Source organism: Gemmata palustris, assembly GCF_017939745.1.
Taxonomy (GTDB): Bacteria; Planctomycetota; Planctomycetia; order Gemmatales; family Gemmataceae; genus Gemmata; species Gemmata palustris.
The window spans coordinates 2,406,148-2,432,890 of the sequence record NZ_JAGKQQ010000001.1 but is presented as its reverse complement, the minus strand read 5'-3'; the positions used below and the strand labels follow the sequence as shown (position 1 = coordinate 2,432,890).

The window sequence follows — 26,743 nt, the reverse complement described above, 5'->3', positions numbered from 1 at the left end:
ATATGGGGCTCACCCGCGGGCGCGATTCGGCACGCGCATCGAACCTCCTGTGCGGGGCGCGTGTCCGTGGACTCTCTTGAAAGGCAGGGGCTATTGTGTGGTAGTCCTTGCACTGTAACGGACCCGGAAGTCGCCGATTGGGGAGTGAAATGGGATCGGAACCGCCGTCTCGCATCAAGTTGTTTTTCGCCTTCGCCGCGATCTACATCCTGTGGGGCTCGACCTACCTCGCGATTCGGCTCGCGATCCATACGATCCCTCCTTTCTTGATGGCCGGTTCCCGACTCTTCACCGCGGGCGCGATTCTCTACGCACTTGGAGTGCGGGCGGGGCATCCGCGACCGACTCGTTTACACTGGCGCAACGCGGCGCTCGCCGCGATCCCGCTATTCGTGTTCGGGAACGGCGGGGTGACGTGGGCCGAGCAGAAGGTGTCGTCTGGGGCCGCTTCACTCGTGATCGCGACTCTCCCGGCGTGGCTCTTGCTCCTCGACTGGGGTTACGGGGGGCGTTCCCGTCCGCGCGTGTTGGAACTGCTCGGTCTCGGGATCGGACTCAGTGGGGTCGCGGTCTTGTCCGCGCCGGGGGGTATCAAGCTCGACGGTGTGGGCGTCCTACTCTTCGCGGCCATTGCCTGGGCGGTGGGATCGTTGCTCAATCGCTACTCCGAACTACCCTCATCACCTGTTCGCGTTGCAGGGATGCAGATGCTCATCGGCGGGGCGGTCATGATGGCACTCGGACTGGGGCTCGGTGAGACGACACGATTCGATTTCGCCGCGGTATCGGTTCGGTCGGGGGCGGCGTGGGTGTATCTCGCGATCGCGGCGCTGGTCGCCATTCCCGCGTACACGTGGCTCCTGACCGTCACGTCGCCCGCGCTGGTCGGAACCTATGCGTTTGTGAACCCGGTGGTGGCGGTGCTTCTCGGATGGGGCGCAGCGCTCCTCGGTTGGGTAGATGCCGATGAAGTGCTGAGCGCGCGAACCGGCGTTGCGGCCTGGCTGGTCGTGCTCGGGGTGATGCTGCTCGTCTGGCCGCGGAAGAAACCCGAACCGCCCAGCCAGGAAAGCTCGACCGAATCGACCGAGGTCGCGGCCGTTGGTGCCGGGGAGTAGCTGTGAAAGTGTGGTCCGCTCGCTCCGCGAGCGGTTCACGATGCTAGCGTCGCGCATCAACCAGTTCGGAGTTTATTGCACCGCTCGCGGAGCGAGCGGACTACACTGAAGACCTGCCTGCACGAACACGTCTTACAGAACACGCTCACGTTCAGACCGGTCCAATCCGTCACCACCCACACACGTTTTTTGAAACTCGACCTACGGTGATTGACCGGTTCCCGCGCGCTGGTTATATTTCCATTCGGCTATACAACTCGGAGGTTATGCAACAATGGCGACCGCCCGGCTCGACGCCACGTTCGCGGCGCTGGCGGACCCGACCCGGCGCGCGATCCTGGCGCGCCTTGCGAAGGGAGAGGCCACGGTCACGGAACTGGTCGCGCCCTTCAAATTGAGCCAGCCCGCGATCTCCAAGCACCTCAAGGTGCTGGAGAAAGCGGGGCTGATCTCGCGGGGGCGCGACGCCCAGAAGCGCCCGTGCCGGATCGCGGCCGAACCGCTGGCCGAGGCCAACGAGTGGCTGGAGAACTACCGCGCGCTGTGGGAGGCCAATTTCGAGCGCCTCGACGATTTGTTGGAAGAGTTGAAGTCCGCAAAGAAACCCAAGAAAGGCTGATGGAGTGACCATGACGAGCAAGTTGAACGTCTCCACGTCCGGCGAGCGCGAGATCGTGATTACCCGCGCGTTCAACGCGCCGCGCGAGCTGGTGTGGGAAACCATGTCGAAGCCCGAACTGCTCAAGCGCTGGCTGTTCGGGCCGCCCGGCTGGGAGATGACGGTGTGCGAAGAGGACCAGCGCGTCGGTGGGACGTTCCGCTGGGCGTGGAGCGGGCCGGACGGGGCCGGGATGTCGATGACCGGCGTGTACCGCGAGATCGTTCCGCCCGAGAGGTGTGTGCGCACCGAGTCGTTCGAGACCGGGTGCGTTCCCCAAATGGGCGAGCAGTTATCGACGCTCGTGCTCGCGGATAAAGGGGAGCAAACGCTTCTGACGATCACCGTGCAGTACCCGTCTAAGGAGGCCCGTGACGGCGCACTCGCGTCCGGCATGGAGCACGGAATGGCCGCGGGTTACGACCGACTGGACGAGTACCTCACGGGCGTCGCGGTCTAGGGACTTTGTCAGGCGAGTTGAGCCCGTGGTTACGCCGGGCGCTTCGTGGCGGAGATGGTTCCCGGTTTTCGTCCCGGAGGGGCCGGCGTTCGTAGCACAGGGCGGGAGCCCTGTGCGCTCTAAGCCGCCCGGCGCAGTTTCACGTCTTCTTGCTGAATCCCCAGCACATTGCAGTACACGCCGTGCGTGATTCGGGCACACGCTTCCCACGTGAAGGTGGCCGCGTGCGCGGCCCCGCGCCGGCGGTAGTACGCCAGGAACTCGCGGTCCCCCGCGATGCGGGCCAGCGCGTCGCGCCAGCCGTCGAGGTTGTTCGGGTCGATGGTGAGGGCGTTCGTGCCGACCACTTCGCGCACCGCGTCGGCAGTGGACGTCACGGCCGCGGTGCCGCACGCCATCGCTTCGACCGGCGGCATCCCGAAGCCCTCGTAGAAGCTCGGGTAGAGCAGGGCTTCCGCACCCGCGTAGAGCGCGGGCAGGTCTTCATCGGGAACGTAGCCCAGGTGGATCGCGCCGAGCGATTTGGCCTCGGAATCGAACAGGGCGCGCTCTGTTTCCGTCTTCCACCCCCATCCGCCGGCCAGCACGAGCGGGCACGCTTCGCGCGCCTTCGCCGGCAGCGCACAGAACGCGCGGAGGAGCGTCCCGATGTTCTTGCGCGGTTCGATCGTACCAACGTAAAGCGTGTACCGCGCCGGGAGGCCGTGTTTCGCGCGGAGCGCGGCAACGACGTTCGGCGCTTGCGGGCAGAATTGCGGCCCCACGCCACAAAGCATCGCGGTCACGCGGTCCGGCGCCAGCCCGAGGTGCTGTTGCGCTTCCGCGCGAACGGCTTCGGTGCCGACGATGACGTGGTCCGCGAGTTCGATTCCCCGCGCAAATGAACTTTCGTGTGCCCTCACGCGCTCGGGCGGGTGCCACTGCGGGTACAGCAGCACCGAGAGATCGAACACCGTGACGACGAGCGGCAAACCGGTGCGGAACGGGACGAAATTGGGTTCGTGGTACAGGTCGAACTTCCCCGCACGCGCGGCCGCCTGGAAGTGGGCCGCGAAGCCGAGCTTCGCCACCGCACCGACGGCCCTCTTCGCCAGATTTTTGAGCGGGTTCGGGGATTTGCTCGAGGGGCCGCCGGCCTTGTTGCTCGGCGCGAAGAACCGGCGCGCGACGTTCGCCGCCCGCGCGCCGGGGTACATCCAGAACGTGTCGCGTGGGAACGTGGAGGCCAGTGCCGCGTGCAGGTTCGCCGCGGCGTGCGCGATGCCGGTTTTCGGTTTAAGGGTCGTTACCCCGTTGAACAGCACGCGCAAAACGAACTCCTCCGCAGACGCGCTGGTTTCTGCTCTCGTGGGACCAATGGGGCGGGACGAATCGGGACGCGCTACGCGGCCTGCAATTCGGGTACCGGCACCGGCGCGGGGGTGCCGGCCTGACCCGACGTGCAGGACGCGATGTACCGGTCCACGATCTCTCGGGGATCACCTTGTGCCACGATCCGGCCGTGCTGCATCCAGACCACGCTGGTACACATGTCGGTGATGGCGTTGAGGTCGTGCGCGACCATGACCATCAGCCGCGACGTCTTCATCAGCTCCCGCATCCGGGCCTGGGCCTTGTTCAGGAACGCGAGGTCGCCGACCGCGAGCACCTCGTCGATCAGCAGCACCTCGGGGTTGATCGCGGTGGCGATCGAGAACGCGAGCCGCATCTGCATGCCGGCCGAGTAGTTCCGCACCGCGATGTTCAGGAAGTCGCCCAGTTCCGAGAACTCCGCGATCGCGTCCAATTTCCCGCGGATGCTGCTCGGGGTCTCGCCCTGCAGGTACGCGCGGTACATGATGTTGTCCCAGCCCGTCGCCTCGAACTCGAACCCGAGCGTGATATCGAACAGCGAGCAGATTTTGCCCTCGACCTCGCGCGTGCCGGTCGTCGGGGGATAAATGCCCGCGAGGGTCTTCAGGAGCGTGCTCTTGCCGGCCCCGTTGTGGCCGATCACGCCGATCCGGTCCCCGTCGCGCGCGGACAGGTTGATCCCCTGGAGCGCGTGGACCCGGAGCGTCGGGTTCAGGGAACTCCAGAACAGCCCGCTCACGAGGTACTCTTTGAAGCTGACGCGCTTCTGCTGGTGCGCGTTGAACGTGACCGACACGTCCTGAAGTTCGATCTTCGCCATGAACGCGAGTCTCGGGAAGTTGGGAATATCGGCCGGCGCGTGCCCCGCTCCCGCGGGCGCGCCGGGCGGCGCGGGGACCACGACTTACAGGTGGAAGATCACCTTCTTTTGCAGCCAGCTCACGACCCCGATCGCGAGCGCGACGGCCACCGCCGTGAGCGCGCCCGCCGAGAGGTACAGGTGGCCGCACTGCGCCACCACCGCGACCGGGTCGGGCGCGAGCAGCGGGCCGCGGATCAGCGACAGGTACAGGTTCACCGGGTTGATGTCCGCGAGCCAGCCCATGCCGCGGTCGTCCAGGATCTTCCGGTCGTACATGATCGGCGTCAGGAAGAACCCGATCTGGGCGCCCACTTCGAGCAGGTGCGCGGTGTCGTGGAAGAACGCGGTGAGGAACGCCCCGATCGTGGCCACGGCCCACGCCGCGACGAGCGCGAGCAGGAGCCCGGGCACCGCGAGCGCCAGCCCCACGAACGCGCTGGCGTTGCCGCGCCAGATCACGACGAGCGCGACCACCACGGCCAGCGCCATGCACGAGTGGATCGCCTGCCCCAGGACCGTGCGGAGCGTGTAGATCGTGTACGGCATCGGGCTCTGCCGGATGTACGACTCGTTCGTCAACAGGGCCTTGCTGCCCATCGTGGCCGCGTCGCGCAGGAAGCTCCACACGGCCAGCCCCGCGAGCGCGAACGCCGCGTACTCGACCGGGTTCCCGCTCCCGAACAGTTGGCTGAAGACCACCGTGAACACGATGGTCATGGCGATCGGGTTCAGGAGCGACCAGCCCACCCCCAGGACCGAGCGCCGGTAGCGCAGGCGCAGGTCCAGTTTGACCAGCGCGAGCAGGAAGTGGCGGGCGGTCCAGAGTGCGGACAGGTGGCGGAACATCCGTGATCCCACAAGCGAACGAAACGATCCCGGGCGCTGACGTCCGGCGGCGTGCGCCCGCAAGAGGTCCGCCGGCCGGCCCGACACGAGGGTGGAGAGCGTAGCGTTCCCGCCCCGGTCCCGCTAGCCCAACTTTCCCGCACACCTCGCGCGACCGCTACAGACTAACGCCCCTCGGCGCTTTTTCTGGCGTTGCGGTTCCGGCCGCGCTGCGCGATTGTACTGCGCGTCCTAGCTTTACCGGTAAGCTAAGGTTACGCGGTTGTACCCGGTAAAGGTGCGGCGATGCGGAAGAACGACGTCATCGAAGGCGATTGCATTCAAGTCCTGGGCGGCTTGCCGGAGGGGTGCGCGGACCTCGTGTTCGCCGACCCGCCGTTCAACATCGGGTACCAGTACGACGTGTACGACGACCGCCGCGCGAAGGCGGACTACCTCGCGTGGACCGAGAAGTGGCTCGCCGCGGCCGCCCGCGCGCTCGCGCCGCACGGCTCGCTGTTCCTCGCGATCGGCGACGAGTTCGTGGCGGAGCACAAGGTCCGGCTCGACGCACTCGGGCTCACGATGCGCAACTGGATCGTGTGGCACTACACGTTCGGCGTGAACTGCAGCAAGAAGTTCAACCGGAGCCACGCGCACATCCTGTACTACGTGCGCGACCCGAAGAACTACAAGTTCTTCCCGGACGCGGTCCGCGTGCCCAGCGCCCGCATGACGACCTACGCGGACCGGCGCGCCAACCCGGTCGGCAAGCTGCCCGATGACACGTGGGTGCTGCGCCCGCAGGAGAGCGACGTTCACTTCCAGTCGGGGGCCGATACCTGGCACGTCCCGCGCGTGTGCGGCACCTTCACCGAGCGCACCGGGCACCCGTGCCAGATGCCGGAAGCGGTGCTCGAGCGCATCGTCCGCGTCGCGTCGGAGCCGGGGGATCTGGTGCTCGACCCGTTCGCGGGCAGCGGGACCACGCTCGCGGTCGCGAAGAAGCTGGGCCGCGACTACCTCGGCGTCGAGTTGTCCGAGCAGTACGCCGACGGCGTGCGGAAGCGGTTGCAGATGATCGAGTTCGCCGAGGGCGCGACCGCGGCCCCGCCGGTGAAGCCCACCAAGCGCGTGGCCGCGAAGCGGTGAGTGGGTGAAGTGCCGTGAAACGTGTCGCGCCCCGGGGAATCGCATTTCGATTCCCCGGGGCGCGACACGTTTGGGTGCGCCGAGTGCGCAACTGGCGGAGCAGTCACTCTTTGGGCGCGGCTTTGGTCGTGCCCGGTTCGGTGATCCCGCCGGCCGGCTTGATTTCGCCCGCCTTCGAGGGCGCGGTCACGTCGATGGACGGCTTCGGCCTGCTCGGGTCGATCGGGCGCGAGAACGGGATCGGCACCTCGGGCGACGGCTTCGGTTGTGCCCCCTCCAGGCGCGCCAGTTTCTCGCGGCAGTCTTGCAGACCCTTCTGAAGTTCCTTCAGTGCGTCGTCCACCTGCTTGTGCTGCGAATCGCGGAGGCTCTTCCGCTCCAGGTCCGACGTCTTGTTGCGGTCCACTTCAGTGGCGATCTTCTGCAACTCGTCGCGCATCACCTTCAGGTCCGCTGCGGCGCCTGCAAATTTCTCTTTGAGCGTGTCCAGGCCGGCGATGTCCTTCTTCACGGTTTCCAGAAGTACGACCCGTTCCTTGAGAACCTCGAGCGCCGCGGCGTCCTTCTTCATGGCGTCGGCGGATGCGCTGGTGTCCTTCTTCACGGCCTCGATCGCGGCGCCGGTGTCGCGCTTGACGCCGTCCACCGCGGCCGTGTTCGTGTTGACCTTTTCCTTCATCCCCTCGAGTTCCACTTTCACCGTGTCGATGGCCCGCATGCGCTCGTACTGGGCGGTCACGCGGGTGTTGAACTCGTCCTTCTTCACGAGGTCGGCTCGGGCCTCGCGCTCGTGGCTCAGCGCCGCGCGGAGCTCGCTGATGCTCGACGACATGTTGTTGAAGAGCGTGATCGAGACCAGCGCGACGATGCTCAAAATGGTACCGCCGAACACGCGCCAGAAGATCGAGATCTGTTCTTCCTCTTTTTTGGGTTCGGCGCACTTCTCCCCGTCCGAATCGTTCGCGGACCGGGTGGACTCGTAGGCCATCAGTTCGGTTGTACGGCTCAGGTCGTCCGAATCCGAATCGTTGCGCCTCTGTAACACGGCTCCGTCCCCCCTCGTAAACGGCGCCTTCCAAGTTGGCGCCGGGTGATGTGGTAACCTGGGTCGGCCGGTATAACGGAGTTCCCCGTCTCTCGCAACCCGACCTGACACGGTTCGGACAGTTCCGCGGGCGGTTCCTTGCGCGCGAATTCGGGCCGGGAAACGGCGCCGCCCGGCGCGGGTGCGCCGGGCGTGCCGGTTGTACCGTGGGAGCGGGATTATTTCAGGATCACACCGGCTCTCAGGACCGGGATCGCTTGCGGGAGTTGAGGGTTCGCGGCCGGGGCCTTTTCCGCGATCGGCAGAATGTTGCGCTTCACGAAGCCCGGCTCGCTCACCTTCTTCTTGGTCTGATCGATTGGCGCGATCGGGATCACGAGTTCGGACCCGATCAGCACGAGCACGTCCTCGCGGAAGCCCTTCAGGTAGGTGTCGTCTGGCATGCGCCCGTCGCCGGCCACGACCACCATCCCGCCGGCCGCGAGCCGCTTGAACACTTCGCTCTTCGGGACCAGCTTGCCGGTGAGGTCGAAGGCGTCGAACTTGACCTCGGTGAGCGGCTTGGGAGCCACTTTGACCTCGGTCGGCTGTCCGCCCCCGTAGTAGCCGCCGTTGAACCGCCCGCCGCGGAGCCGAACCATCCGCCCGCCCCCGTTCCACATCACCTCGTCGTTGTACCCGTCGTTGTTGGTAGCGGCCGGGTTGGTGGTCGGGGCGAGCACCGTTCCTTTATCGTTGGCCGTGAGCAGCGTGAGCTGCGGGGCCGGGGTAGAGGGGTACGGGTCGCCGCCCCACTGAACGTTCGCGTGCGAGAGCCCCTCGGCGACCATTACTACCGTGTCCGCCCCCACGGACCGGAGCCACGCCTTGCTGATCGGCTTGCCGTCGGCAGAGGCCAGCACGGTCGCGCCGTTTTTCACGCGCGCGGTGGCCTCGTCGCAGGTCAGCGGGCTCCCGTCGGCCGTTGCGAACTTGCCGTTGAATTCGGCCAGTGTTTTGTGGAAATACTGCGTCGTGACGACGTCCTGTTCGATCTGCTTCTGGACTTGGTTGTTGCCTTCCATCTCGAAGTAGACGCTCGTGACGGTCTGCTTGATCGGGACCGTGTACATGACGCGGACCGTGCCGCTCTCGTCGGCCTTCAGAGCGAGGACGCGCGGCGCCGGGCCGGTCGCGTTCGGTGCGGTGTCGCGCGGGACCGGCGCGGCCGGAGCGAGCAGGGCCGTCGAGAGCACCAGCGAGGAATACATGTGGTGTAACTCCGTCGGTGAGTTAGCGGAACGGCAATCGAAATCAGGATACCCGGGCGAACGGGCCGGGTAAAGACTCTGGTTGGCTGTTACAAACGCGAAACAGTGCCACGGACCCGCGCGGGCAAAAAGCGAACGGCAGGAGGTGTTCCTCCTGCCGTTCGCTTTTTGCCCGCGTGACTTTAAATGCGCGGGTCACTTTCCCGGGGCCGGTACCGGCGCGGGGGCGGCCGGTAGTGCGGCCGGCAGCGCGGGCGCGACCTGGATCTGGATCACGCCGGGTTGGATCTGGATTCCCGGGGCGATCGGTTGGATCTGGATCGGCGGGCGCACCCCACCGGGGAGCGGCTTGCCGGGCAGTGCCGCGCCCATCAGCTCGGGCGAAGCGAGCACGAGCACGTCGTCCTTGAACATCTTCAGGAAGGTCGGGCTGACCGGTTTGCCGTCGGCGGAGACGACCACGGTTCCACCGGGGGCGAGCTTCTTGATCGCGTCGGCGGTTTCGAGCTTCTTCCCGTCAGCGGTGGTGACGACGAGGTCTTTCACGTCGCCGAGCTCGACCTGCTTCGCGCGGGCAACGACGGGCGCAGCGACGGCCGCACCGTTCGGGTTGATCGCGCCGCCCTGGATCTGAATCTTCTCCGTCCGGGTCACGACGACCATGATCTTGCCGTCGGCGCCGGCCTTCAGTTCCAGAATGCGGGGCGCGGGGCCGGCGGGTATCGGCGGGGCCGGAGCGGGCACCGGGGCCGCGAGGGTCATCGAGAGAACGAGTGAGGTCATCATCGGCAGCACTCCGGGAAGGGGCGTTGGGGTGAACCCGCGCGTCGCGGGGATTCATTTACGACGAGATACCCGGGCCTTGAGATTGTCGGAATCCCGAATTGTTTCGGTGGCAGATCGACGATTGTTGAAGTCGTGGATTGCGCGGGGGGCATTTTCGTGGCCCACGCAATCAGAGATCGCCGCGCCCGCCGGTTTCGGTGCCGGGCCGGAACCGCTGACCGTCGCCGCTGTCGCCGCCCTGCCACGGGTCGCCGCGCATGTGATACCCGCCGTTCTCCCAACTCTCCCAGTAGCCGGGGCGGTCTTCTTCCAGGAATTCGATCCCGCGCACCCATTTCGCGCTCTTCCACGCATACAGCCGCGGCACGACCAGCCGGAGCGGGTAGCCGTGCTCCGGCGTGAGCGGTTGGCCGTTGTGGTGCGTCGCGAGGAGGCAGTCTTCGGCGAAGAAGTCCTCGATCGGCAGGTTCGTGGTGAACCCGTACTCGCAGTGGACCATCACGAACTTCGCCCGCGGGGACACCGTGATGTGGTTCCGTAACTCGCGCGTGGCGACGCCCTCCCACAAATTGTCCAGCTTGCTCCAGCGCGTGACGCAGTGAATGTCCGCGAACACGTGGCAACGGAGAAGGGTACCGAACTGCGCCCAGGTGAACTGCTTGACCGCGCCGGTGAGCGGGGCCGGGAACAGGGTGAGCGTCCACTTCGCCGGATCGAACGGCGGGACGCTCCCGGCGTGCAGCACCGGCCACTTCTGCGTGAGAGCTTGTCGCGGGGGCAGGCGGTTCTCGCGCCGGGTATCGGAACTGATGATCGGTTCGTCGGCCATGAGAAGCCCCAAACATATCTCACGACAAAGGCACTTTGGGGCACGAGCCTCAAGTCTGCAAATCTCGAACCGTTGTGTCGCCTGCGACGCGCGGACTTCGTGACCTGCGACCTCCGAAGTAACTTTGATGCGAATTGTTCTCGTCGCGTTAGTATTTCAGCCCGTTTTTGCGCACGTGAACGGTGGGCTTACCGTCGTGGAGCACGGCCCCCGCGGTGACGCGGCCGACGACGAGCGTGTGGTCGCCCGCCGCGATCCGCCCCGCGACCCGGCACACGAGGTAGGCGTGGGCCGCGAGAAGCACGGGCGGGACTCCGTGCTCGCGCGCCACCTGCAACCCGTCGAAGGCCGGTTCGCCCGGTGAGAAGCCCTTCCCGAAGTGCGCGACGAGTGCCTTTCCGCCCTCCGGGATGACGTTCACAACGAACGTGGCGTCGTCCCGGAGCCAGTCGAGCACGTAGCGCTGGTTGTTCACCGCGACCGACACTTGGGGCGGGTCGAAGGAGCACTGCTGCACCCAGGACGCGAGCATTCCGGTTTCGTCGGCGCCGTTGTGGGCGGTGAGGACGTACAGTCCGCTCGGTACGCGCCCGAGCGCGGCGGCGAGTGACTCGGACGGATCGGTGGTCGCGTTTGTCATGCGATTCATGCTACCGTTTGAGGGCGGCAGCGTCACGCGGTTGGTGGCCCGCGCGAACGGATTGCCGCCCCAAATGGTGCTATTTGCGACTGGTGCGCGTGTTCTGCGCGAATGAGAGCCGGGAAGGGTACCCGTCACTTTTTGTACGACACGACGGCCTGTTGCATGGTCGGCGGGAGCGCGTGGAACTCGTTGCGCCCGAACCCCGCCTGCGCGAAGATCCGCTCGTACTCCGCGAACGTGTAAGCGTCGCCGCGGGCCGTGGTCGCGAGCATCGTCAGCGCGAACGTGGCCGTTCCGGGCGGGTTGATGCGATCGGCATCGGGGATGAACTCCAGCGTGATCGCGCGACCACCCGGCACGAGTGCCGCGTGCGCTTTCGCTGCCAGCTTCACGCACGTGTCGGCGTCGAAGTGGTGGAAGAAATTCGTCAGCAGCACGACGTCGTAAGGGCCGCCCCAATCGGTATCGAACGCGCTCCCCGGGAGCAGATCGTAACGATCGGCCGCGCCCGCCCGTTTCGCGTTCTCGTTCGCCACCGCGAGCACGTTCGGCCAGTCCAGTGCCGTAATTCGAGCGCGCGGGTAGCGCTCCGCGACCGCCAGCCCGAACAGCCCGTGCCCCGCGGCCACATCGAGGACGCGCAACGGTTGCTGGTGGTCCCCGCCAACGAGCCCGGCGAGCAGTTGAGCCGGGAGCTGCATGATCGGTCCCATCGCGCGGGCGAACGCGACCCAGATCGGGTTGTCGTGCGAAACCGTTCCTTCGGCCGAAACCGCTGTTCCGCCGCGCTTCACGGCCGCGGTCAAGTTTTGGAAGCACTCCTGCAGTTGCGGCGTGAGTAGGAACTCGGCCGCGCCCCCGAGATAGGCCGGCGACTTGCGATTGAGGAACGTGTTCGTGTCGGGCGTGAGTTCGTATCGGTCGTCGTGCTTGCGCAAGAACCCGAGGATGGTGAGGTAGTCGGCCAGAATGCGCACGCCCCGCGGGGCCGCTTGGCAGGCTTCCGCGAGTTGCGCCGCCGTGATCTGTCCGGCGGCGATGTGGGTAAACAGGTCGAGCTCGAGTGTGGCCCGGAGCGCTTCGGTCCGCTGGAAGGCGCTGATCGTATCGAAGAACAGTGCGGGGGACGGGCCTTGCGAGCTCATCGCGGTTCCTGTCGAGAGGGGCGGACGGAGCGAAACGGACTCACGGCGAGTCGTCATTGTAGTCCGTTCGCTCACCGCCCCGTTCGTCTCGGTCCCGGTTCCGGCTTCTTTGGCCCTCGAACTACGCGCCGTACCCGCCGTCCACATCAAGGACGGTGCCGGTGATGTAGGACGCCTCCGGGCTGGCGAGGAACGCGACGGCCGCCGCGAGTTCTTCCGGGCGCCCGTACCGGCCCAGCGCGGTACTCGCTTTCTGGGTCTCCGCAAAATCTCCGCTGTCCGGGTTCATATCGGTGTTGATCGGCCCGGGCTGAATCACGTTCACGGTAATTCCCTTCGCTCCCAGATCCCGTGCCCAGCCCTTCGTATAACCCACCACAGCGGCCTTCGCCGCTGCGTAACCCGCGAGCCCGGGGAACGCGACCCGGCTGGCGATCACCGAGCCGATGGTGATGATGCGCCCGCCGGTCGGGAGGTGCTTCGCGGCCGCGCGCACCGCGGTCACCACGCCGCCCACGTTGATCGCCTGTTCGCGGTCCAGCGCGGCGATGTCCGCGTTCGGGTCGCCGAGGGCGCCTTGCACGAACACGCCAGCATTGTTCACAAGTACATCGAGTCGGCCGAACTTCTTCACCACGGACTCGACCAGCGCTTCGACCGCTTTCGGGTCGGCTTGGTCGGCCGCGAACGCCGCCGCTTTCACGCCCAGAGCTTCGAGTTTTTTGACCACTGCGGCCGCTTTGTCCGGCGATGCGCTGTAGCTGATCGCGACCGTTGCGCCGTCGCGGGCCAGGGCTTCAGCGGTCGCCGCACCGATGCCGCGCGACCCGCCCGTGACCAGCGCGACTTTGCCTTCGAGTTTCTTCGACATGACGAACTCCGTTTGGTGTCGTGGGCCGGTCCCACATTCGGTTGCGATTTGCAACTTGCCTGGGGATACTCGGTGCATTGGAGCACCTTGCAACTGAATCTCAAGTTTTTGGGTTGCTCGGTGCGTTGTACGGTCGCAGTGCGTGGTGTCTGGCAATGGGAAGGATGTTCGTGCCGAATGCGACGTGTGGGTGCGTTGATTTTTGTATTTGTGTACACTATGATGTGTTTGCGGTCCGCGTTTACTGGTGCGAGCCGATTTTGGGACGTGTCGGCACGGCTAACATTCAGGTGAGGTGCTTGCCCGAAAGCACCTCTAGTAGTGACAGAAACGCTAACACTGTTAGCCGCGGGCGCGAGGTCGGCGGGGCGCAAGAACGTCCGAGAGGCTCAAATGTCAGGGATTCGTGGGAAGTGAGTTCTGGGGAACCCCAACCCGGCCAAAAATGTTAGCGAATGTTAGTCGCGCTTCGGATCGGTTCCCTGGAGCAAGGACCGCGGCGGGCAAATATGGGAGAGGATGAGGACGGGTGCCGTTCGTTTGAAGTCGGATGAGTGAATCGAGGTGAGTACGGATTCGGGAGAGGGTGGTCGCTTCGGAGCCTCCCGCCGCGAGCGTCGGCGGGACTTGACTCTATCTTTTCAATTCGAGAGGGAAGAAGTTACTCGGTCTCGTAGTCATCCTTACCGAGTACGGCCCAGAGCTCCGAGAGATCGTGGGACCGGGTGTCCCCGGTCGCGTGCGGGCACCCGTCGTCCGCGAGGCGGCACAGATCAGAGCGGTCGGTGAGGTCGTTCTGCATGACTCGGTCCTCGTTGAGGTTCCCGGGCAGCGTGTCCCTGCGTCCCCGGCACCTGATGTTCTGCAATCACCGTGCCGAAATGTCGGTTGCTCACGAACACGAAGAATTTACTCCGAGGTGCGACCTCCCAGACACGAACGCCGACGCAGTCCCTGTTACTTCTCGGACCGCGCCGCTTTCCACACCTCGCCCAGTTCGACGAGATAGGTGGTGTTGGTTCGGAGCGCGGGAGTTTGTCGCTTTGGGGAAGTGCCGAAATGAGTGAGGGCCGGCTGCTGCTCACGGTTTTCAGAACGTGCCGGCCCACACGGGCTCAAGTGACTTCGGTCGCGGGGAACGAACCGCACTACCGCGGTTTCGTGCCGGTCGCGTCGTCCTTGGGCGGTACCACCAGACCCTTTGACATCAGTTTGGCGGTCGCCTTGCTGCTCCGCGGCGGCAGCGCCGGACCCGTCGGTTGGGGGCGCTTCTCTTGCTTCTCGCGCACGAAGCGCTTCCGCGGCTGCTTCTTGACCGCTTTGACAACGGGCTGAACGACGACTTCTTTCACGACCTCGGCCACTTTCTCAGCAGCCTTCGCGACCGTGCCCTTGGCCTTCGCCATTGCGTTTTTCAGTACTTCTGCTTTCGAGATGTCTTTCTTCGGTGGCTCGGATTTCGGCGGTTCCTTCTTCAGCGCTTCCGGTTTCGGAGCTTCTTTCTTCGGTTCCTCGGGCTTTACGGCTTCCTTCTTGGCTTTCTTACCCATTGATCGCCTCCAGAGAGTGAGAGTAGATGAATCATGTGTTGTAGCGGATCGCGGTTCGAGGGACGATGCCTTTTACCACGGCGAATCCGAAACGCAACAGAGCACGGGGTGGTCGCATGAGGCGCGAAGGGGCGCAGAAAAAAGAAGAAGCCGGCGACCTCGGTCGCCGGCTTTCGTGGATAGGTTGGGGGAAGTGCGGTCAGGTGTGTGGGGCGGGCCGGGGGGAATTCGGCCCGATTCGTGTTCGACGCGACAGGTAAAGCAGTCGACGTGCCAAACCGAAGACGCGCGCGGCGAACAACCACAAAAACCCGGGATTTCAGGCCGTCCGCGCGTTTCAGTCGGCGGTCCGATTGGCCCGTGGTTGTAAGCCTTACCCACCGGAACACACAGTTGGGTACTTTCTTGCCGGGCGGTGGGTCGTTGCGTTCCGACCACGGGGCGACGATAATCTGGCCGTTGCTGTACCTTGCTCAGGAGCGTTCCATGATCCGTGCTCTGCTCGTTTCGATGCTCGTGCTGGTCCCCACAACGGTCCGGGCCGACGAGCCCAAACCGAAGGGGCCGCCCGCGACTGACGTTCTGGCCGAAGCAATGACCGCGGCGAAGAAGGACGGGAAGGCGGTGTTCCTGGCGTTCGGCTCCCCGACGTGCGGGTGGTGCAAGTACCTGGACAAGTTCACCGCCCGCCCCGCGGTGGCGAAGACCCTCACCCCGCACGTGGTGTTCGTGAAGGTGGACGTGGTCGACAACCCGGGCGGGGAGAAGTTGTACGAGAAGTACGCGCCCGAACCGGGCGGGGTGCCGGTGTGGGTCTTCCTGTCGGCCGAGGGTAAGGTGCTGGCCGACTCGTTCGCAGAAGAGAAGGGCAAGAAGCAGAACGTCGGGTTCCCCTACGAGCCGACCGAACTGGCTCACTACGAGAAGGCCCTGCGGACCGCGTTGCCGAAGTTGACCGACGCCGAAGTCACGGACGTGATGAAGGAGTTGAAGGACGCCGGGCCGAAGAGGGAGAAGAAGGACGACAAAAAGTAAGCGAATCGCCGTTCGCGCTGTGTGCCATGCGAATCGCGTGCGCTCTCACATCAGTGCGAACGCGATTCGCGGCCCCCGAATTCCTGTAAGAGTCGGGAACCGCGCGAGGTAACTGTAACTGAGGATGGCACAGTCAACGACGTGCCGGGTGTCATGACAAAAAGTAGCCGATTCGTGATCGCGACTCACGTACTCGCTTTGCTCGCGCACGGCGACGGTGAGCCGATCACGTCGGACTGGATCGCGGGGAGCGTGAACACGAACCCCGTTGTGATTCGCCGAATTCTGGCAATGCTCGCGAAAGCGGGTCTGGTAGCGACCCAAGAAGGTGCGCGGGGCGGAACGCGACTGGCCCGACCCGCGGCGGAGATCGATCTCTTGGCCGTGTACCGGGCGGTGGAGACGGGCGATCTGTTCGCATCACACCCACAGCCACCGAACCCGGATTGTCCGGTCGGGTGCAATATCCAGGGCGTGCTGGCTCCGACTCTCGATGCGGCCGAGGACGCGATGACGCGGAGCCTCGCGAAGACGAGCGTGGCGGATGTTGTTCGGCAAGTAAAAGCAGCGAAGTAGGTGTTTTTTTACCCGTTACTGTAACTGATTCGATTACAGAAGGAGAAGGTCGTGAAGGTTCTACTCATCGGTGCGAGCGGAACGATCGGTCAGCGTATTCTGGCCGAAGCACTCGGCCGCGGGCACACGGTCACCGCAGTGACGCGCGACCCCTCGAAGGTTCCCGCCCGGGCCGGGGTAACGGCCGTTAAGGGCGATGTCCTTGATGCCGGGAGTCTCGCGAGTGCGGCGCGCGGGCACGATGTGGTTATCAGCGCGTTCGGACCGAGCGGTGGTCAGGATGCGTCGAAAGTGGTGGACGCGGCTCGCGCTCAAATCGCCGGACTGAAGACTGCAGGGGTGAAGCGGCTCGTCGTGGTCGGCGGTGCGGGCAGCCTCGAAGTTGCTCCCGGTGTGCAGGTGGTGGATGCGCCCGAGTTCCCGGCCGCGTGGAAGGGGATCGCACTCGCTCACCGCGACGCACTGGGGGTGTACCGGAAGGAAGCCGGCGACCTGGAATGGACTTACATCAGCCCGCCGGCGCTGATCGAACCGGGCGAGCGAACGGGCACGTTCCGCGTGGGTGGCGACCAACTCCTCGTTGACGCGAACGGACAGAGCCGGATCTCTGCCGAAGACTACGCGATCGCGCTGGTCGACGAAGTCGAAACTCCGAAACATGCTCGCAAGCGGTTCACGGTGGCTTACTAACGGAAGCCGGGAGTCCGAGAACGCGGTGCCGCACTGAAGGCCCTTTTGTGCCCTCCGCGTCTTTGCGCAAGGTTCTTCAATTGGTTCTGTCCCTTCGTGCCGACGTGGTTACAATCTACCCGAACCCGCCTCAACCCTCCGCGCCGGAACTCTCTCCTATGGCACGACTCCTCGCTCCGCTCGCGCTCGTTCTTTTCGTCGCAGCGCCAGCACTGGCACAGAAAGACCCGCCGGTTCCCGACACGGTCGTGTTCGAGAAGAACATCGAGTACACGAACCCGGACAACCAGCACCTTCAGTTGAACATCGCGAAGCCGAAGGGCAACGGGCCGTTCCCCGCGGTCCTGCTCATTCACGGCGGCGGGTTCCGCGCGGGGACTCGCGAGGGGTACAACACGCAGATCATTCGACTCGCGGAACACGGGTACGTCGCGGCGACCGTGAGCTACCGTTTGGCGCCGAAGTACCAATTCCCGGCCGCGATTCACGACACGAAGGCCGCTGTGCGCTGGCTCCGCGCGAACGCCAAGACGCACCACATCGACCCGGACCGGATCGGCGTGACGGGCGGGTCCGCGGGCGGGCACCTCGCGCAGTTTCTGGCCGTGACCGCTGGTGTGAAAGAATTCGAGGGGGACGGTGGGAACCCGGACCAATCGAGTGCGGTAAAGTGCGTCGTGAACGTGTACGGACCGAGCGACTTCACCAAGTCCTATGGCAAGAGTGTGGACGCGGCCGACGTGCTCCCGTTGTTCCTGGGCGGGAACCTGGAGAAGGCCAAGCCCGCTCACATCCGCGCCAGCCCGCTGTATTGGGTGACCCCGAACGCGGCCCCGACGCTGTGCATTCACGGGACCGAAGACAAGTACGTCGCGTGCGAGCAGGCCGAGTGGATCGTGGACAAGTTGAAGGCCGCGAGCGTGGAAGCGGAGTTGCTGAAACTCGAAGGTGCCGGCCACGGGTTCAAGGGCAAGGACGCAGAGACCGCGGAGAAGGCGATGATCGCGTTCTTCGACAAACACCTGAAGAAGAAGTAAGGGAACGAAATGGCGGATACGGGAAAGGTCGCGCTCGTAACCGGTGCCGGGTCCGGCATCGGTCGGGCGGTTTCGCTCGCTCTCTTGCGCGAAGGCTATCGCGTCGTGCTCACGGGTCGGCGCCCGGACGCGCTGGCCGCGACCCTCGCACTGGCCCCGGCCGGTGCGAGCGCGCTCACGGTGACCGCGGACGTGACCGATCCGGCGTCCGTTCGCGCGCTCTTTGAGCAAACGAAGAGTAAATTCGGGCGACTCGACGTGCTGTTCAACAACGCGGGGCAGGGGGCGCCCGCAATTCCCCTGGAAGACCTCACATTCGAGCAGTGGAAGAAGGTCGTCGATGTGAACCTGACCGGCGCGTTCCTCTGCACGCAGGAAGCGTTCAAGCTGATGAAAGCGCAATCCCCGCGTGGGGGGCGAATCATCAACAACGGGTCCATCTCCGCGACCGCCCCGCGCCCGAACTCCGCGCCCTACACGGCGACCAAACACGCCATTACGGGGCTTACGAAGTCCACCTCCCTCGACGGCCGCAAGTACGACATCGCGTGCGGTCAGATCGACATCGGCAATGCCGCGACAGAGATGACCGCGAGGATGAAGGACGGCGTGCCGCAACCGAACGGCACGGTCGCGGTGGAGCCGACGATGGAGGTGGAGAGCGTGGCGCGAGCGGTCGTGTACATGGCGAGCCTGTCGCTCGATGCGAACGTGCTGTTCATGACCGTGATGGCTACACAGATGCCGCTCGTGGGGCGCGGGTGATTCGGGTCGCGTTCGATTACGAGAGAACCTGTCGTGAAGATCACCGGTCTCGAAACGATTTATCTGCCCGAGTACCCGTCCATTCTCTTCGTCGCGGTTCACACGGACGCGGGTTTAACGGGCGTAGCAGATACTTGCTACATGCCGGATTCGATCGCGGGGTACATCCACCAGTTCGCGGCGCCGATGTTGATCGGGCACGACCCGCTCGCGATCGAACTCCACTGGCGGCGCCTGTACGAGGTCGTCGCGCACACGGTCGGGAAGGGGGCCGAGCTGCGAGGGCTTTCGGCCATTGACGTGTGCTTGTGGGACATTTTGGGGCAGGCCGCGGGGATGCCCGTGTGGCAGGTGTTGGGCGGGGCCACGCGCGACCGCATCCGCACGTACAACACCTGCGGCGGGCCGAGTTACGGGCGGGCGGCACGCGGGAGCGTCGGCTACGGCACCGATGGCCCGCAGGGGAAGTACGAAGACCTCACGGCGTTCATGGAACGCGCGGACGAGTTGGCCCTGGCCCTGCTGTCCGAGGGGCTCACCGGGATGAAGTTGTGGCCGTTCGACTTCGTCGCGCACTACCCCGGTGGGGGGAATAACTGGCGCTCGTTTCGCGGCATGTTCGACCCCACGATTCGCTCACTTGGTGGGCACGATATTTCTGCGGCCGATCTCAATTGGGCGCTGGAGCCGTTCCGCAAGATCCGCAGTGCTGTCGGCGACAAGATGGAAATCATGGTGGAGGGGCACGGCCTCTGGTCGCTCCCCGCGGCACTCAAGATCGCCCGTGCGCTCGAGGAGTTCCGCCCCGCGTGGCTCGAAGACCTAATGCGTGCGGACGATATCGACGCGATTGCCGAACTGCGACGCGGAACAACGTGCCCGATCCTGGCCAGTGAGTACCTCGCCACGCGCTACGAGTACCGGCCGCTACTGGAGAAACAGGCCGCGGACATCGTGATGATCGACCCGACGTGGGCCGGCGGGATCACCGAGTGCAAGAAGGTGTGTGCGATGGCGGAGGCGTACAAGCGCCCGGTCGCGATGCACGACTGCACCGGCCCACTCACGCTGTTCGCGGGCATTCACCTCGCGCTGAACGCGCCGAACGCGGTCTACCAGGAATCCGTTCGAGCGTACTTGCGCGTGAACTACCCGGATCTTGTGACGGATATGCCGGTGATCGAGCGCGGTCACTTCCTCGCCCCTACGAAGCCGGGGCTGGGAACGGCGCTGGCGCCCGACATTCGCACGCGCGAAGGGGCCGTGGTGCGGGTATCTCGTTAGCCGACGACCGTGAGTGCTGTCTTCAATTCTTTCAGCAACCTCTCGACATCTTCAGCGGTGTTGTAACCGTGGATCGCAACACGGAGGCGCCCGGCTGGGTTCATCACGTGGATATTGGCCGCGTGGAGCCGCGCTTGAAGCGCCGCCGCGTTCGGGTGCTTGAACGCGAGGATTCCGGCGACAGACTCCGGTTCGTTCGGGGTGAGCAGTTCCACGGGAAGTTTCTTCAGTTCTGCAAGGCAGTGCTCGATGAGCGGCCGGGCGTGTGCATCGATCTGCGCAACGCCGACCCCGCGAATGTACTCCAGCGCGGCTCGAATCGCGTACAGGGCCGGGTAGTTCGGCATCCCGACCATGAAGCTCGCCGCGCCGGGCTTGCTCTTAACCGTCTCGAAACTCCCAGGGCCGAACGCATCTTCCAGATTGAACCAGCCGCCCGCGGGGGCGGTCCACTCCGCGGCCCGCTCTTTCGGCACGCCGACCAACCCGCCGCCGTGTGAGGCGAGTATCCACTTGTGCGTGCTACTGACGATCAGGTCCGCGCCCGCAAGTTCGAGTGGCACGCGCCCGAGCGCTTGGGTCACGTCCACCGCGAGCAGGGCCGGTGAGTGCTTGCGTACCGCTTCCACGATCGGCGGGAGTGCGACCTGGAAGCCGCTGTAAAAACTCACGAGCGAGACGGTGACCAACCGCGTTTTCGTGTTGAGTAGCGGAACGAGGTCTTCGATACGAAGGGCACCATTTCGGTGACGCCACACGCGGGTGGTCGCCGGACACGACGGCTGGAGCCACGGTGTCGAACTGGCGGGGAAGTCGAGGTCGGTCACAACCACTTCGTCGCCCGGCTTCAACTGAAGAGCAAGTGCGGCGAGGTTGTACGCTTCCGACGAACACGAGCAGATCCCGATTTCCGCAGGGCTGAGCCCGAAAAACTTCGCTGTGAGCGCTTTCGCCGCTTCCCACTGTGCTGCGTGTGGGATTCGGCCGTCCATGCCGAGTTGCTTGTCGCGGAAATACTGTTGAAGGGCCTCTCCCACCGCGAGCGGCGGAATTCCCTCCGCGGCTGTATTCAGGTACGTCTTGCCTTCGAGCGTGGGGAAATCGCGTCGGCGTGATTCCGCGGTGAGCATGGCCGTGGGCTCCAGAGAGTTCGATTCGTCTGTTGTAGTGGGTCGCGAAACTCGTTGACGCCCCGCGCGATTCGAGTGACACTGGCTGTGTTCATATTTCATTCGGAGGTCATTTCATGCGTTCCGTGTACGTGTTGTTTGCACTCGCGCTTGGTGCCGCGCCGGTTACCGCTGACGATTGGGGGCAGTGGCTCGGCCCGAAGCGCGACGCCGTGTGGAACGAGAAGGGGCTCGTCACCAAGTTCCCGAAGGACGGCCCGACCGTCGTGTGGCGGAAGCCGATCGCGGCCGGGTACGCGGGGCCGGCAGTTGTTGGCGACAAGCTCTACATCATGGACCGTGAGAAGGCGGAAGCCGATCCGAAGAAGCCGCTGCCCAAGGGCACGCTGCCGGGCAACGAGCGCGTGCTGTGCATGAACGTGGCCGACGGTAAGACCATCTGGACGCACACTTACGACTGCCCCTACACGAACGTGTCGTACCCCAGTGGTCCGCGCACGACGCCCGTTGTGGACGGCGACCGGCTGTACACGCTCGGCACAATGGGCGACCTCCTCTGCCTGAACGCGGCGGACGGGAAGCCGATCTGGTCGAAGAATTTCGCGAAGGATTACAAGGCGCCCGTGCCCGCGTGGGGCTGGTCCGCGCACCTGTTGCTCGACGGCGACACGCTCGTCGCGCTCGTCGGCGGTGACGGGCAGGCGGTGGTCGCGTTTGACAAGAAGACTGGTAAGGAGAAGTGGAAGGCACTTTCCACGAAGGAGATTTGCTATTCACCGCCGATCGTGACAGAAGCCGGCGGGAAGCGCCAGCTCATCGTGTGGCTGTCCGAAGCACTGTACTCCCTGGACCTGACTACAGGCGCGGAATACTGGAAGCACAAGCACCCGGACGCGGGCGAGGTAGCGCGCCCGGCCGTGTCGATCATCACCCCGAAGCGGGCGGGGGACAAGCTGCTCGTCTCGTCGTTCTACCACGGCACGCTCTGCCTCACGCTCGACAAGGACAAGCCGGCGGCAACGGTCGCGTGGCGCTCGAAGTCCTCGTACCCCAAGCCGATTGACGGGCTCAACGCGGTGATGACGAGCCTGCTCGTGAAGGACGGGCACGTGTACGGCGTAGCGGGGATGGGCGAACTCATTTGCCAGAAGCTAGACACCGGCGCGGTGGTGCGCACGGGCGATGAAATTTTCGGCGACAAGGCCGCGTTCTGCGGGTCGGTGTTCTGGGTGGACGCGGGCGGAGTCGTCTACGGGCTGACCGATCAGGGCGATTTGGTCATTCTGAAACTGTCCCCCGAAAAATGTGACGTACTCGCTTCGGCGCACGTCCTCGAACCGACGCACGCCGCGAAGGGCCGCAAAGCAGTTTGGGCACACCCCGCGTTCGCGGACCGGCGCGTGTACTTCAAGAACGATAAGGAAATCGTCTGTGTTTCGCTCGCGGTGGGGTGAGTGCGTCGTTCGGCGCTGGCGGATCAACTCGTGGTGAACCGCCAGCGCCCGAACGGGTTGAAGAAGAAATCGTCCTCGTCATACCCGGTATACAGCCGCGCCACGGCGTCAGGTGGTGTGGCGCGACGAAGCCGATATCGAGATACCTTTCCGTTACTTCAGAATGTCCTTCACCACGTTGCCGTGGACGTCGGTGAGGCGGAAGTCGCGGCCCGCGTGCCGGTACGTCAACTTCTCGTGGTCGAGCCCGAGCAGGTGCAGCAGGGTGGCGTGGAAGTCGTGGACGTGGACCTTCTTCTCGGCCACGGCCGCGGCGATATCGTCGGTGGCGCCGTAAGCGATGCCGGGCTTGATCCCGCCTCCCGCGATCCACGACGAGAAGCACGCCGGGTGATGCCCGCGGCCCTTCGTTCCGTCCTGGCCGGGCGTGCGCCCGAACTCCGTCGTCCACACCACGAGCGTGTCATCGAGCATCCCGAGGCGCTTGAGGTCGGCGAGCAAGCCGGCGATAGGTTTGTCGATCTTCTTGGCGAGTGGCTCGTGTTCGCCCATGTCGCTGTGCGAGTCCCAGTTCTTCGCCGAGCTTCCGTCGATGAGTTCGATGAAGCGCACCCCGCGCTCCGCGAGCCGGCGGGCGATGAGGCACTGCCAGCCGAAGCTCTCGGTGTCGGCGCGTTTCACCCCGTACAGGTCGAGTGTGGCGTCCGTTTCTTTTGACAGATCGAACGCTTCGGGCGCCTCGAACTGCATCTTGAACGCGGTCTCGAACGATCGGATGCGCGCGGCCATGTCGCCGTCGTGCCCGTGGGTCTTCAGGTGGGTTTTGTTGAGCTCGTCCGCGAACCCGAGTTCGAGTTCCTGAAGGGCATCGGTACCGGGTTGCCGCTTCACGTTCGGTACCGGCTCCTTCCCGGGTAGCACGCGCGTGCCCTGGTGGTAGGCCGGGAGGAAGTCGTTCGCGAACACCTGCGTGCCGGCGTAGGGCAGTTGCGGCGCGATGACGACGAACGACGGGAGGTTCTGGTTCACGGTACCCAGACCGTAGCTGACCCAACTCCCGATGCTCGGCCGCGCCGCGAAGAACGACCCGGTGTGGATCGCGAGCGTGGCCTGGAAGTGCTCGTTGTTGTCGGTGCTCATCGAGCGGATGAGGCAAACGTCGTCCATGCGCTCGCGGATGTGGGGGAACAGGTCGCTCACCTGTGTGCCGCACGTGCCGCCCGGCTTGAACGCCCACCGGGGCTTGAGGAGCGGGCGCTTTTCGAGCGACAGCCCGCCGCCCACGCCGAGCGTCTTGCCGTCGGCCGCGAACAGCTTGGGCTTGGGGTCGAACGTGTCCATTTGCGACACGCCGCCGGTGGAGAACAGGAAGATGACGCGCTTGGCCTTCGGCGCGAAGTGCGGCCTCTTTGGCGCGAGCGGGTCGGCGTCCGGCGCGCGGCGCTCTTCGGCCGCGAGCAGTTGCGACACGATCCCGGGGAACAGCAACGACCCACCGACCATCGACCGGATCGCGGCGCGCCGGGTGGGGTGAGATGTGGTGAGGTCCATCAAGTGCTCCAAATCGCAAGCGCCGATTGTGGGAGAAGGGCCAAGATCAGAAGGGTTTTTGACAGGATTAACAGGATAAAGCAAAAGCCACGTCTTCAATCCTGTTTATCCTGTCAAAAACCCTTCTTAACTCAATCCAGGTACACGAACTCGTTGCTCAGGAACAGTGCGCGGGCGAGGCTCTCCCACGCCTTGGCCGGGAGTTGCTCCATCGGCGTGCCGCCCGCTCTGAGCTTGTCGCTCACCTTCGCAAGGTAGTCCGTTGCGGTAGTAACTTCGTCGGCTGTGGGGGTGCGGCCGAACAGCAGCACGTAGGCGCGATTGATGCGCGCCGCGTCGTCTTTGCCTTCGCCGCACACGCGCTCGGCGAACTTCTTGGCCTGGGCGTGAACGAACGGGTCGTTCATCAGGTAGAGCGCTTGTAGCGGGGTGGTGCTCGTGAGCCGGCGATCGGTGCTCGCGTTGGTGTCCGCGCCGTCGAACAGCGCGAAGAACGGGTGCCGCTGGAACCGCTGCGCCATCACGTACACGCTCCGCTTGTTCGTCTCGTATACCGCCTTGAACGGGTGGTGCTGTGTGAAGTTCCAGGTGCTCATCGCGGGGAACGGGTGCGCGCCGCCCGGGGACCGGTCGAGGTTCCCTGCTGCTGCGAGCAGTGAGTCACGGATGGATTCCGCATCGAGTCGGTGCTTGTCGAACCGCCACAGGTACTCGTTCGCGACATCGATTTTGGTACCCGCTTCGTCGTCGCGACTCGACTGCTGGTAAGTGCGCGAGAGCATAATGAGCCGGTGCATCGACTTCATCGACCACTTGTCTTCGACGAAACGCGCTGCGAGGTAGTCGAGCAATTCCGGGTGCGTGGGCGGTTGACCCAGAATGCCGAAGTTGCTCGCGGTGCGAACGATCCCCTTTCCGAAGTGGTACTGCCAGACGCGATTCACCATCACACGGGCCGTGAGCGGGTTCTTCGCGTCCACGATCCAGTTCGCGAGTTCGAGCCGACCACTGCCCATTGTCGCGGCAGGAAGTGTTTGTCCGCCGAGGATTGAGGGGAAGCGCCGCGGGACTTCTGGCCCGAGCCGTTCTGGGTCGCCCTTGATCTGCACGCAAGCGTTGCCGACCTTCTTCTTGCCCTCGGTTTTGCCTTCGGCGACGGCGTAAGCGGTCTCGAAGGGGAGCGGCTGCTTGGCGAATTCATCGCGCTCTTTTTTCACGACCTTGAGCTTCGCGACGGCCTGTTCAAGTTCTTTGGTGGCCTCCGCGATCATCTCCTTTTCGCCAAGACGTTTCGCCGTTTCGAGTTGCTTTTCGGCTATCGATTTCAGACGCTCTTGGATCTCGACGTCCTTCTGGAGTCTCGTGGTGTTGGCCTGACGTGTCAGTTCAATGATTTCGACATCTTCCGGCTCCACAAGCGGAACAAAGTCACGTTGGACCTTGTCGAGTTCGATCCCGGGACGCGGGTAGCGCGTGCTGGAGAAGAACCCGTAGAGCGCGTAGTAGTCGTGCTGGCTGATCGGGTCGAACTTGTGGTCGTGGCACCGCGCACAGTTGATCGTGAGCCCGAGGAACGTGCGCCCCAAGTTGTCGATCTGGTCCTCGTAGGTGAGGTACCACGGGTAGCGCTCGTCCTCGTAGGAACCGAACCGCTTGGTGTTCGCGAGGTAGCCCGTTGCGATCAACTTCGCCTGGCGGTCGGCTTCGTTTTGGGAGGGGAGCAGGTCGCCCGCGAGTTGCTGGCGCACGAACTCGTCGTAGGGCAGGTCGCGGTTGAACGCCTCGATCACCCAGTTCCGGTAGCGGAAGATTTGCGGGATGGGGTAGTCGGAGTTATCGCCCGCGGTGTCCGCGTAGCGCACGAGGTCGAGCCAGTGGCGCCCCCAGCGCTCGCCGTAAGCCGGTGATGCAAGTAGCCGGTCTACCACCTTCGCGAACGCTTCGGGTGAGTTGTCCTTCAGGAACGCTTCGATCTCTTCTGGCGTTGGAGGAAGGCCCGTCAGGTCGAACGTCGCCCGGCGAATGAGTGCGCGTTTGTCCGCGGGCGGGGCGGGTTTCAGTCCCTTCGCATCCAGTTTCGCCCGGATGAAGTTATCGATGGGGTTGGCGGCACCAGCCTTTAGTACTTCGGGCCGTGCAACCGGGCGGAACGACCAGAACTCTTTCGCCTTCGCGAAGTCGATCTTTTTCGCCCCGCTCGCGCCGTCGCGCGGGTCCGGGGCACCCATTTTTACCCAGGCTTCGAGGTCCGCGATCTCCTCTGATTTCAGCTTCACATCCGGCGGCATTTTCAGAGACGGGTCCGCGTGCCGCACGGCCTGGATTAGCAAGCTTTTTGCGGGATCGCCGGGGACGAGCAATGGCCCCGACGAACCGCCCTTCAGCACCGCCTCGCGCGTGTCGAGGCGCAGTTCGCCCTTAACTTTTTTCGCTTCCGCGCTGTGGCACGAGTAACAGTGCTTGACCAGTACCGGGCGGATCTTCTTCTCGAAGAACTCGACGTGTTCGGGCGACGGTTTCGCCGGTGGCGGCTTGTCTTCTCCCTGTATGGGAGAAGCGAACGCCAGAAATGAAAACGCGAACCAGTGAAATTGGGTGCGCATAGAGGCGGGAGAGTAGTGGACCGAGCGCGTGGCGACGCTCAATACTATCGTACCCGTCGCGGGATCAGCAA

26 protein-coding genes are annotated in these 26,743 nt (G+C 64.7%); 11 read left to right on the top strand and 15 right to left on the bottom strand.

Annotation, left to right across the window (positions count from 1 at the left end; all coding sequences use genetic code 11):
• Positions 1 to 149 precede the first annotated feature (149 nt).
• The 3 genes from J8F10_RS09885 (at position 150) to J8F10_RS09875 (ending at position 2,236) form a co-directional block, all read left to right on the top strand.
• Positions 150 to 1,118, top strand: a complete 969-nt coding sequence (locus J8F10_RS09885) for an EamA family transporter (protein WP_210653663.1) — start codon at positions 150 to 152, stop codon at positions 1,116 to 1,118.
• 274 nt (positions 1,119 to 1,392) lie between these two features.
• Positions 1,393 to 1,737 (top strand): ArsR/SmtB family transcription factor, encoded by a 345-nt coding sequence (locus J8F10_RS09880; protein WP_210653662.1) that lies wholly within the window; start codon positions 1,393 to 1,395, stop codon positions 1,735 to 1,737.
• Between the two features lie 10 nt (positions 1,738 to 1,747).
• Positions 1,748 to 2,236 carry an SRPBCC family protein gene (locus tag J8F10_RS09875; RefSeq protein WP_210653661.1) on the top strand — a complete coding sequence of 163 codons (489 nt, stop codon included), beginning with the start codon at positions 1,748 to 1,750 and terminating at the stop codon, positions 2,234 to 2,236.
• 119 nt (positions 2,237 to 2,355) lie between these two features.
• Here the strand turns inward: J8F10_RS09875 and J8F10_RS09870 are convergent, their stop codons facing one another.
• The 3 genes from J8F10_RS09870 to J8F10_RS09860 form a co-directional block, all read right to left on the bottom strand.
• Positions 2,356 to 3,540, bottom strand: coding sequence for a glycosyltransferase family 4 protein (locus tag J8F10_RS09870; protein WP_315854231.1), 1,185 nt, complete (start codon positions 3,538 to 3,540; stop codon positions 2,356 to 2,358).
• Between the two features lie 77 nt (positions 3,541 to 3,617).
• Complete coding sequence (locus J8F10_RS09865; RefSeq protein WP_210653659.1) at positions 3,618 to 4,409, bottom strand: ABC transporter ATP-binding protein; 792 nt, start codon at positions 4,407 to 4,409, stop codon at positions 3,618 to 3,620.
• Between the two features lie 84 nt (positions 4,410 to 4,493).
• Positions 4,494 to 5,297: an ABC transporter permease gene (locus J8F10_RS09860; protein ID WP_210653658.1), complete on the bottom strand. Its 804-nt coding sequence runs from the start codon at positions 5,295 to 5,297 to the stop codon at positions 4,494 to 4,496.
• Between the two features lie 285 nt (positions 5,298 to 5,582).
• Here J8F10_RS09860 and J8F10_RS09855 point away from each other — a divergent pair, with 285 nt between their 5' ends.
• The gene (locus tag J8F10_RS09855) at positions 5,583 to 6,428 is read left to right on the top strand and encodes a DNA-methyltransferase (RefSeq protein WP_210653657.1); all 846 of its coding nucleotides are present in this window, start codon (positions 5,583 to 5,585) and stop codon (positions 6,426 to 6,428) included.
• Between the two features lie 103 nt (positions 6,429 to 6,531).
• On the opposite strand, the gene J8F10_RS09850 is transcribed toward J8F10_RS09855, so the two are convergent.
• The 9 genes from J8F10_RS09850 to J8F10_RS09810 all read right to left on the bottom strand — a co-directional run bounded on the left by J8F10_RS09850 (position 6,532) and on the right by J8F10_RS09810 (position 14,547).
• Positions 6,532 to 7,473, bottom strand: a complete 942-nt coding sequence (locus J8F10_RS09850) for a hypothetical protein (RefSeq protein ID WP_210653656.1) — start codon at positions 7,471 to 7,473, stop codon at positions 6,532 to 6,534.
• A gap of 218 nt (positions 7,474 to 7,691) precedes the next feature.
• Positions 7,692 to 8,723 (bottom strand): hypothetical protein, encoded by a 1,032-nt coding sequence (locus tag J8F10_RS09845; RefSeq protein WP_210653655.1) that lies wholly within the window; start codon positions 8,721 to 8,723, stop codon positions 7,692 to 7,694.
• Between the two features lie 195 nt (positions 8,724 to 8,918).
• A complete protein-coding gene (locus tag J8F10_RS09840; RefSeq protein WP_210653654.1) occupies positions 8,919 to 9,509 on the bottom strand; it encodes a hypothetical protein in 591 nt (196 codons plus the stop codon).
• A 169-nt stretch (positions 9,510 to 9,678) separates the two neighbouring features.
• Positions 9,679 to 10,338 (bottom strand): sulfite oxidase-like oxidoreductase, encoded by a 660-nt coding sequence (locus J8F10_RS09835; RefSeq protein ID WP_210653653.1) that lies wholly within the window; start codon positions 10,336 to 10,338, stop codon positions 9,679 to 9,681.
• Positions 10,339 to 10,486: 148 nt separating this feature from the next.
• Positions 10,487 to 10,987, bottom strand: coding sequence for a flavin reductase family protein (locus J8F10_RS09830; protein ID WP_210653652.1), 501 nt, complete (start codon positions 10,985 to 10,987; stop codon positions 10,487 to 10,489).
• Between the two features lie 125 nt (positions 10,988 to 11,112).
• A complete protein-coding gene (locus J8F10_RS09825) occupies positions 11,113 to 12,126 on the bottom strand; it encodes a class I SAM-dependent methyltransferase (RefSeq protein ID WP_210653651.1) in 1,014 nt (337 codons plus the stop codon).
• Between the two features lie 121 nt (positions 12,127 to 12,247).
• The gene (locus J8F10_RS09820) at positions 12,248 to 12,997 is read right to left on the bottom strand and encodes an SDR family NAD(P)-dependent oxidoreductase (RefSeq protein WP_210653650.1); all 750 of its coding nucleotides are present in this window, start codon (positions 12,995 to 12,997) and stop codon (positions 12,248 to 12,250) included.
• Between the two features lie 661 nt (positions 12,998 to 13,658).
• Positions 13,659 to 13,799, bottom strand: a complete 141-nt coding sequence (locus tag J8F10_RS09815; RefSeq protein WP_210653649.1) for a hypothetical protein — start codon at positions 13,797 to 13,799, stop codon at positions 13,659 to 13,661.
• Between the two features lie 346 nt (positions 13,800 to 14,145).
• Entirely contained in the window at positions 14,146 to 14,547 is a 402-nt protein-coding gene (locus J8F10_RS09810; RefSeq protein WP_210653648.1) for a hypothetical protein, read from the bottom strand.
• Positions 14,548 to 15,033: 486 nt separating this feature from the next.
• Between J8F10_RS09810 and J8F10_RS09805 the strand changes: the two genes are divergently transcribed.
• From J8F10_RS09805 to J8F10_RS09780, 6 genes are all read left to right on the top strand, one after another.
• Complete coding sequence (locus tag J8F10_RS09805) at positions 15,034 to 15,582, top strand: DUF255 domain-containing protein (RefSeq protein WP_210653647.1); 549 nt, start codon at positions 15,034 to 15,036, stop codon at positions 15,580 to 15,582.
• Positions 15,583 to 15,735: 153 nt separating this feature from the next.
• Positions 15,736 to 16,158 carry an Rrf2 family transcriptional regulator gene (locus J8F10_RS09800; RefSeq protein WP_210653646.1) on the top strand — a complete coding sequence of 141 codons (423 nt, stop codon included), beginning with the start codon at positions 15,736 to 15,738 and terminating at the stop codon, positions 16,156 to 16,158.
• Between the two features lie 51 nt (positions 16,159 to 16,209).
• A complete protein-coding gene (locus J8F10_RS09795; protein ID WP_210653645.1) occupies positions 16,210 to 16,848 on the top strand; it encodes an NAD(P)-dependent oxidoreductase in 639 nt (212 codons plus the stop codon).
• A 158-nt stretch (positions 16,849 to 17,006) separates the two neighbouring features.
• Positions 17,007 to 17,885, top strand: coding sequence for an alpha/beta hydrolase (locus J8F10_RS09790; protein ID WP_210653644.1), 879 nt, complete (start codon positions 17,007 to 17,009; stop codon positions 17,883 to 17,885).
• A gap of 9 nt (positions 17,886 to 17,894) precedes the next feature.
• The gene (locus J8F10_RS09785) at positions 17,895 to 18,650 is read left to right on the top strand and encodes an SDR family oxidoreductase (RefSeq protein ID WP_210653643.1); all 756 of its coding nucleotides are present in this window, start codon (positions 17,895 to 17,897) and stop codon (positions 18,648 to 18,650) included.
• A gap of 33 nt (positions 18,651 to 18,683) precedes the next feature.
• Positions 18,684 to 19,934 carry a mandelate racemase/muconate lactonizing enzyme family protein gene (locus tag J8F10_RS09780; RefSeq protein WP_210653642.1) on the top strand — a complete coding sequence of 417 codons (1,251 nt, stop codon included), beginning with the start codon at positions 18,684 to 18,686 and terminating at the stop codon, positions 19,932 to 19,934.
• On the opposite strand, the gene J8F10_RS09775 is transcribed toward J8F10_RS09780, so the two are convergent.
• Entirely contained in the window at positions 19,931 to 21,064 is a 1,134-nt protein-coding gene (locus J8F10_RS09775) for an aminotransferase class V-fold PLP-dependent enzyme (protein WP_210653641.1), read from the bottom strand. The two genes, J8F10_RS09780 and J8F10_RS09775, sit on opposite strands and share 4 nt — an antisense overlap.
• Before the next feature lie 116 nt (positions 21,065 to 21,180).
• Here J8F10_RS09775 and J8F10_RS09770 point away from each other — a divergent pair, with 116 nt between their 5' ends.
• Positions 21,181 to 22,518, top strand: a complete 1,338-nt coding sequence (locus J8F10_RS09770; protein ID WP_210653640.1) for a PQQ-binding-like beta-propeller repeat protein — start codon at positions 21,181 to 21,183, stop codon at positions 22,516 to 22,518.
• A 153-nt stretch (positions 22,519 to 22,671) separates the two neighbouring features.
• Here J8F10_RS09770 and J8F10_RS09765 read toward each other — a convergent pair whose 3' ends face one another.
• Both J8F10_RS09765 and J8F10_RS09760 read right to left on the bottom strand, forming a co-directional pair.
• Positions 22,672 to 24,069 (bottom strand): DUF1501 domain-containing protein, encoded by a 1,398-nt coding sequence (locus tag J8F10_RS09765; RefSeq protein WP_210653639.1) that lies wholly within the window; start codon positions 24,067 to 24,069, stop codon positions 22,672 to 22,674.
• A 131-nt stretch (positions 24,070 to 24,200) separates the two neighbouring features.
• A complete protein-coding gene (locus J8F10_RS09760; RefSeq protein ID WP_210653638.1) occupies positions 24,201 to 26,672 on the bottom strand; it encodes a PSD1 and planctomycete cytochrome C domain-containing protein in 2,472 nt (823 codons plus the stop codon).
• Between the last annotated feature and the right edge of the window lie 71 nt (positions 26,673 to 26,743).

What these genes read in the sequence shown, in the direction of transcription:
- J8F10_RS09885 (WP_210653663.1), top strand. Translation starts at nt 150, where the DNA reads ATGGGATCGGAACCGCCGTCTCGCATCAAGTTGTTTTTCGCCTTCGCC.
- J8F10_RS09880 (WP_210653662.1), top strand. Translation starts at nt 1,393, where the DNA reads ATGGCGACCGCCCGGCTCGACGCCACGTTCGCGGCGCTGGCGGACCCG.
- J8F10_RS09875 (WP_210653661.1), top strand. Translation starts at nt 1,748, where the DNA reads ATGACGAGCAAGTTGAACGTCTCCACGTCCGGCGAGCGCGAGATCGTG.
- J8F10_RS09865 (WP_210653659.1), bottom strand. Translation starts at nt 4,409, where the DNA reads ATGGCGAAGATCGAACTTCAGGACGTGTCGGTCACGTTCAACGCGCAC.
- J8F10_RS09860 (WP_210653658.1), bottom strand. Translation starts at nt 5,297, where the DNA reads ATGTTCCGCCACCTGTCCGCACTCTGGACCGCCCGCCACTTCCTGCTC.
- J8F10_RS09855 (WP_210653657.1), top strand. Translation starts at nt 5,583, where the DNA reads ATGCGGAAGAACGACGTCATCGAAGGCGATTGCATTCAAGTCCTGGGC.
- J8F10_RS09845 (WP_210653655.1), bottom strand. Translation starts at nt 8,723, where the DNA reads ATGTATTCCTCGCTGGTGCTCTCGACGGCCCTGCTCGCTCCGGCCGCG.
- J8F10_RS09840 (WP_210653654.1), bottom strand. Translation starts at nt 9,509, where the DNA reads ATGATGACCTCACTCGTTCTCTCGATGACCCTCGCGGCCCCGGTGCCC.
- J8F10_RS09835 (WP_210653653.1), bottom strand. Translation starts at nt 10,338, where the DNA reads ATGGCCGACGAACCGATCATCAGTTCCGATACCCGGCGCGAGAACCGC.
- J8F10_RS09830 (WP_210653652.1), bottom strand. Translation starts at nt 10,987, where the DNA reads ATGAATCGCATGACAAACGCGACCACCGATCCGTCCGAGTCACTCGCC.
- J8F10_RS09825 (WP_210653651.1), bottom strand. Translation starts at nt 12,126, where the DNA reads ATGAGCTCGCAAGGCCCGTCCCCCGCACTGTTCTTCGATACGATCAGC.
- J8F10_RS09820 (WP_210653650.1), bottom strand. Translation starts at nt 12,997, where the DNA reads ATGTCGAAGAAACTCGAAGGCAAAGTCGCGCTGGTCACGGGCGGGTCG.
- J8F10_RS09815 (WP_210653649.1), bottom strand. Translation starts at nt 13,799, where the DNA reads ATGCAGAACGACCTCACCGACCGCTCTGATCTGTGCCGCCTCGCGGAC.
- J8F10_RS09810 (WP_210653648.1), bottom strand. Translation starts at nt 14,547, where the DNA reads ATGGGTAAGAAAGCCAAGAAGGAAGCCGTAAAGCCCGAGGAACCGAAG.
- J8F10_RS09805 (WP_210653647.1), top strand. Translation starts at nt 15,034, where the DNA reads ATGATCCGTGCTCTGCTCGTTTCGATGCTCGTGCTGGTCCCCACAACG.
- J8F10_RS09800 (WP_210653646.1), top strand. Translation starts at nt 15,736, where the DNA reads ATGACAAAAAGTAGCCGATTCGTGATCGCGACTCACGTACTCGCTTTG.
- J8F10_RS09790 (WP_210653644.1), top strand. Translation starts at nt 17,007, where the DNA reads ATGGCACGACTCCTCGCTCCGCTCGCGCTCGTTCTTTTCGTCGCAGCG.
- J8F10_RS09785 (WP_210653643.1), top strand. Translation starts at nt 17,895, where the DNA reads ATGGCGGATACGGGAAAGGTCGCGCTCGTAACCGGTGCCGGGTCCGGC.
- J8F10_RS09775 (WP_210653641.1), bottom strand. Translation starts at nt 21,064, where the DNA reads ATGCTCACCGCGGAATCACGCCGACGCGATTTCCCCACGCTCGAAGGC.
- J8F10_RS09770 (WP_210653640.1), top strand. Translation starts at nt 21,181, where the DNA reads ATGCGTTCCGTGTACGTGTTGTTTGCACTCGCGCTTGGTGCCGCGCCG.
- J8F10_RS09765 (WP_210653639.1), bottom strand. Translation starts at nt 24,069, where the DNA reads ATGGACCTCACCACATCTCACCCCACCCGGCGCGCCGCGATCCGGTCG.
- J8F10_RS09760 (WP_210653638.1), bottom strand. Translation starts at nt 26,672, where the DNA reads ATGCGCACCCAATTTCACTGGTTCGCGTTTTCATTTCTGGCGTTCGCT.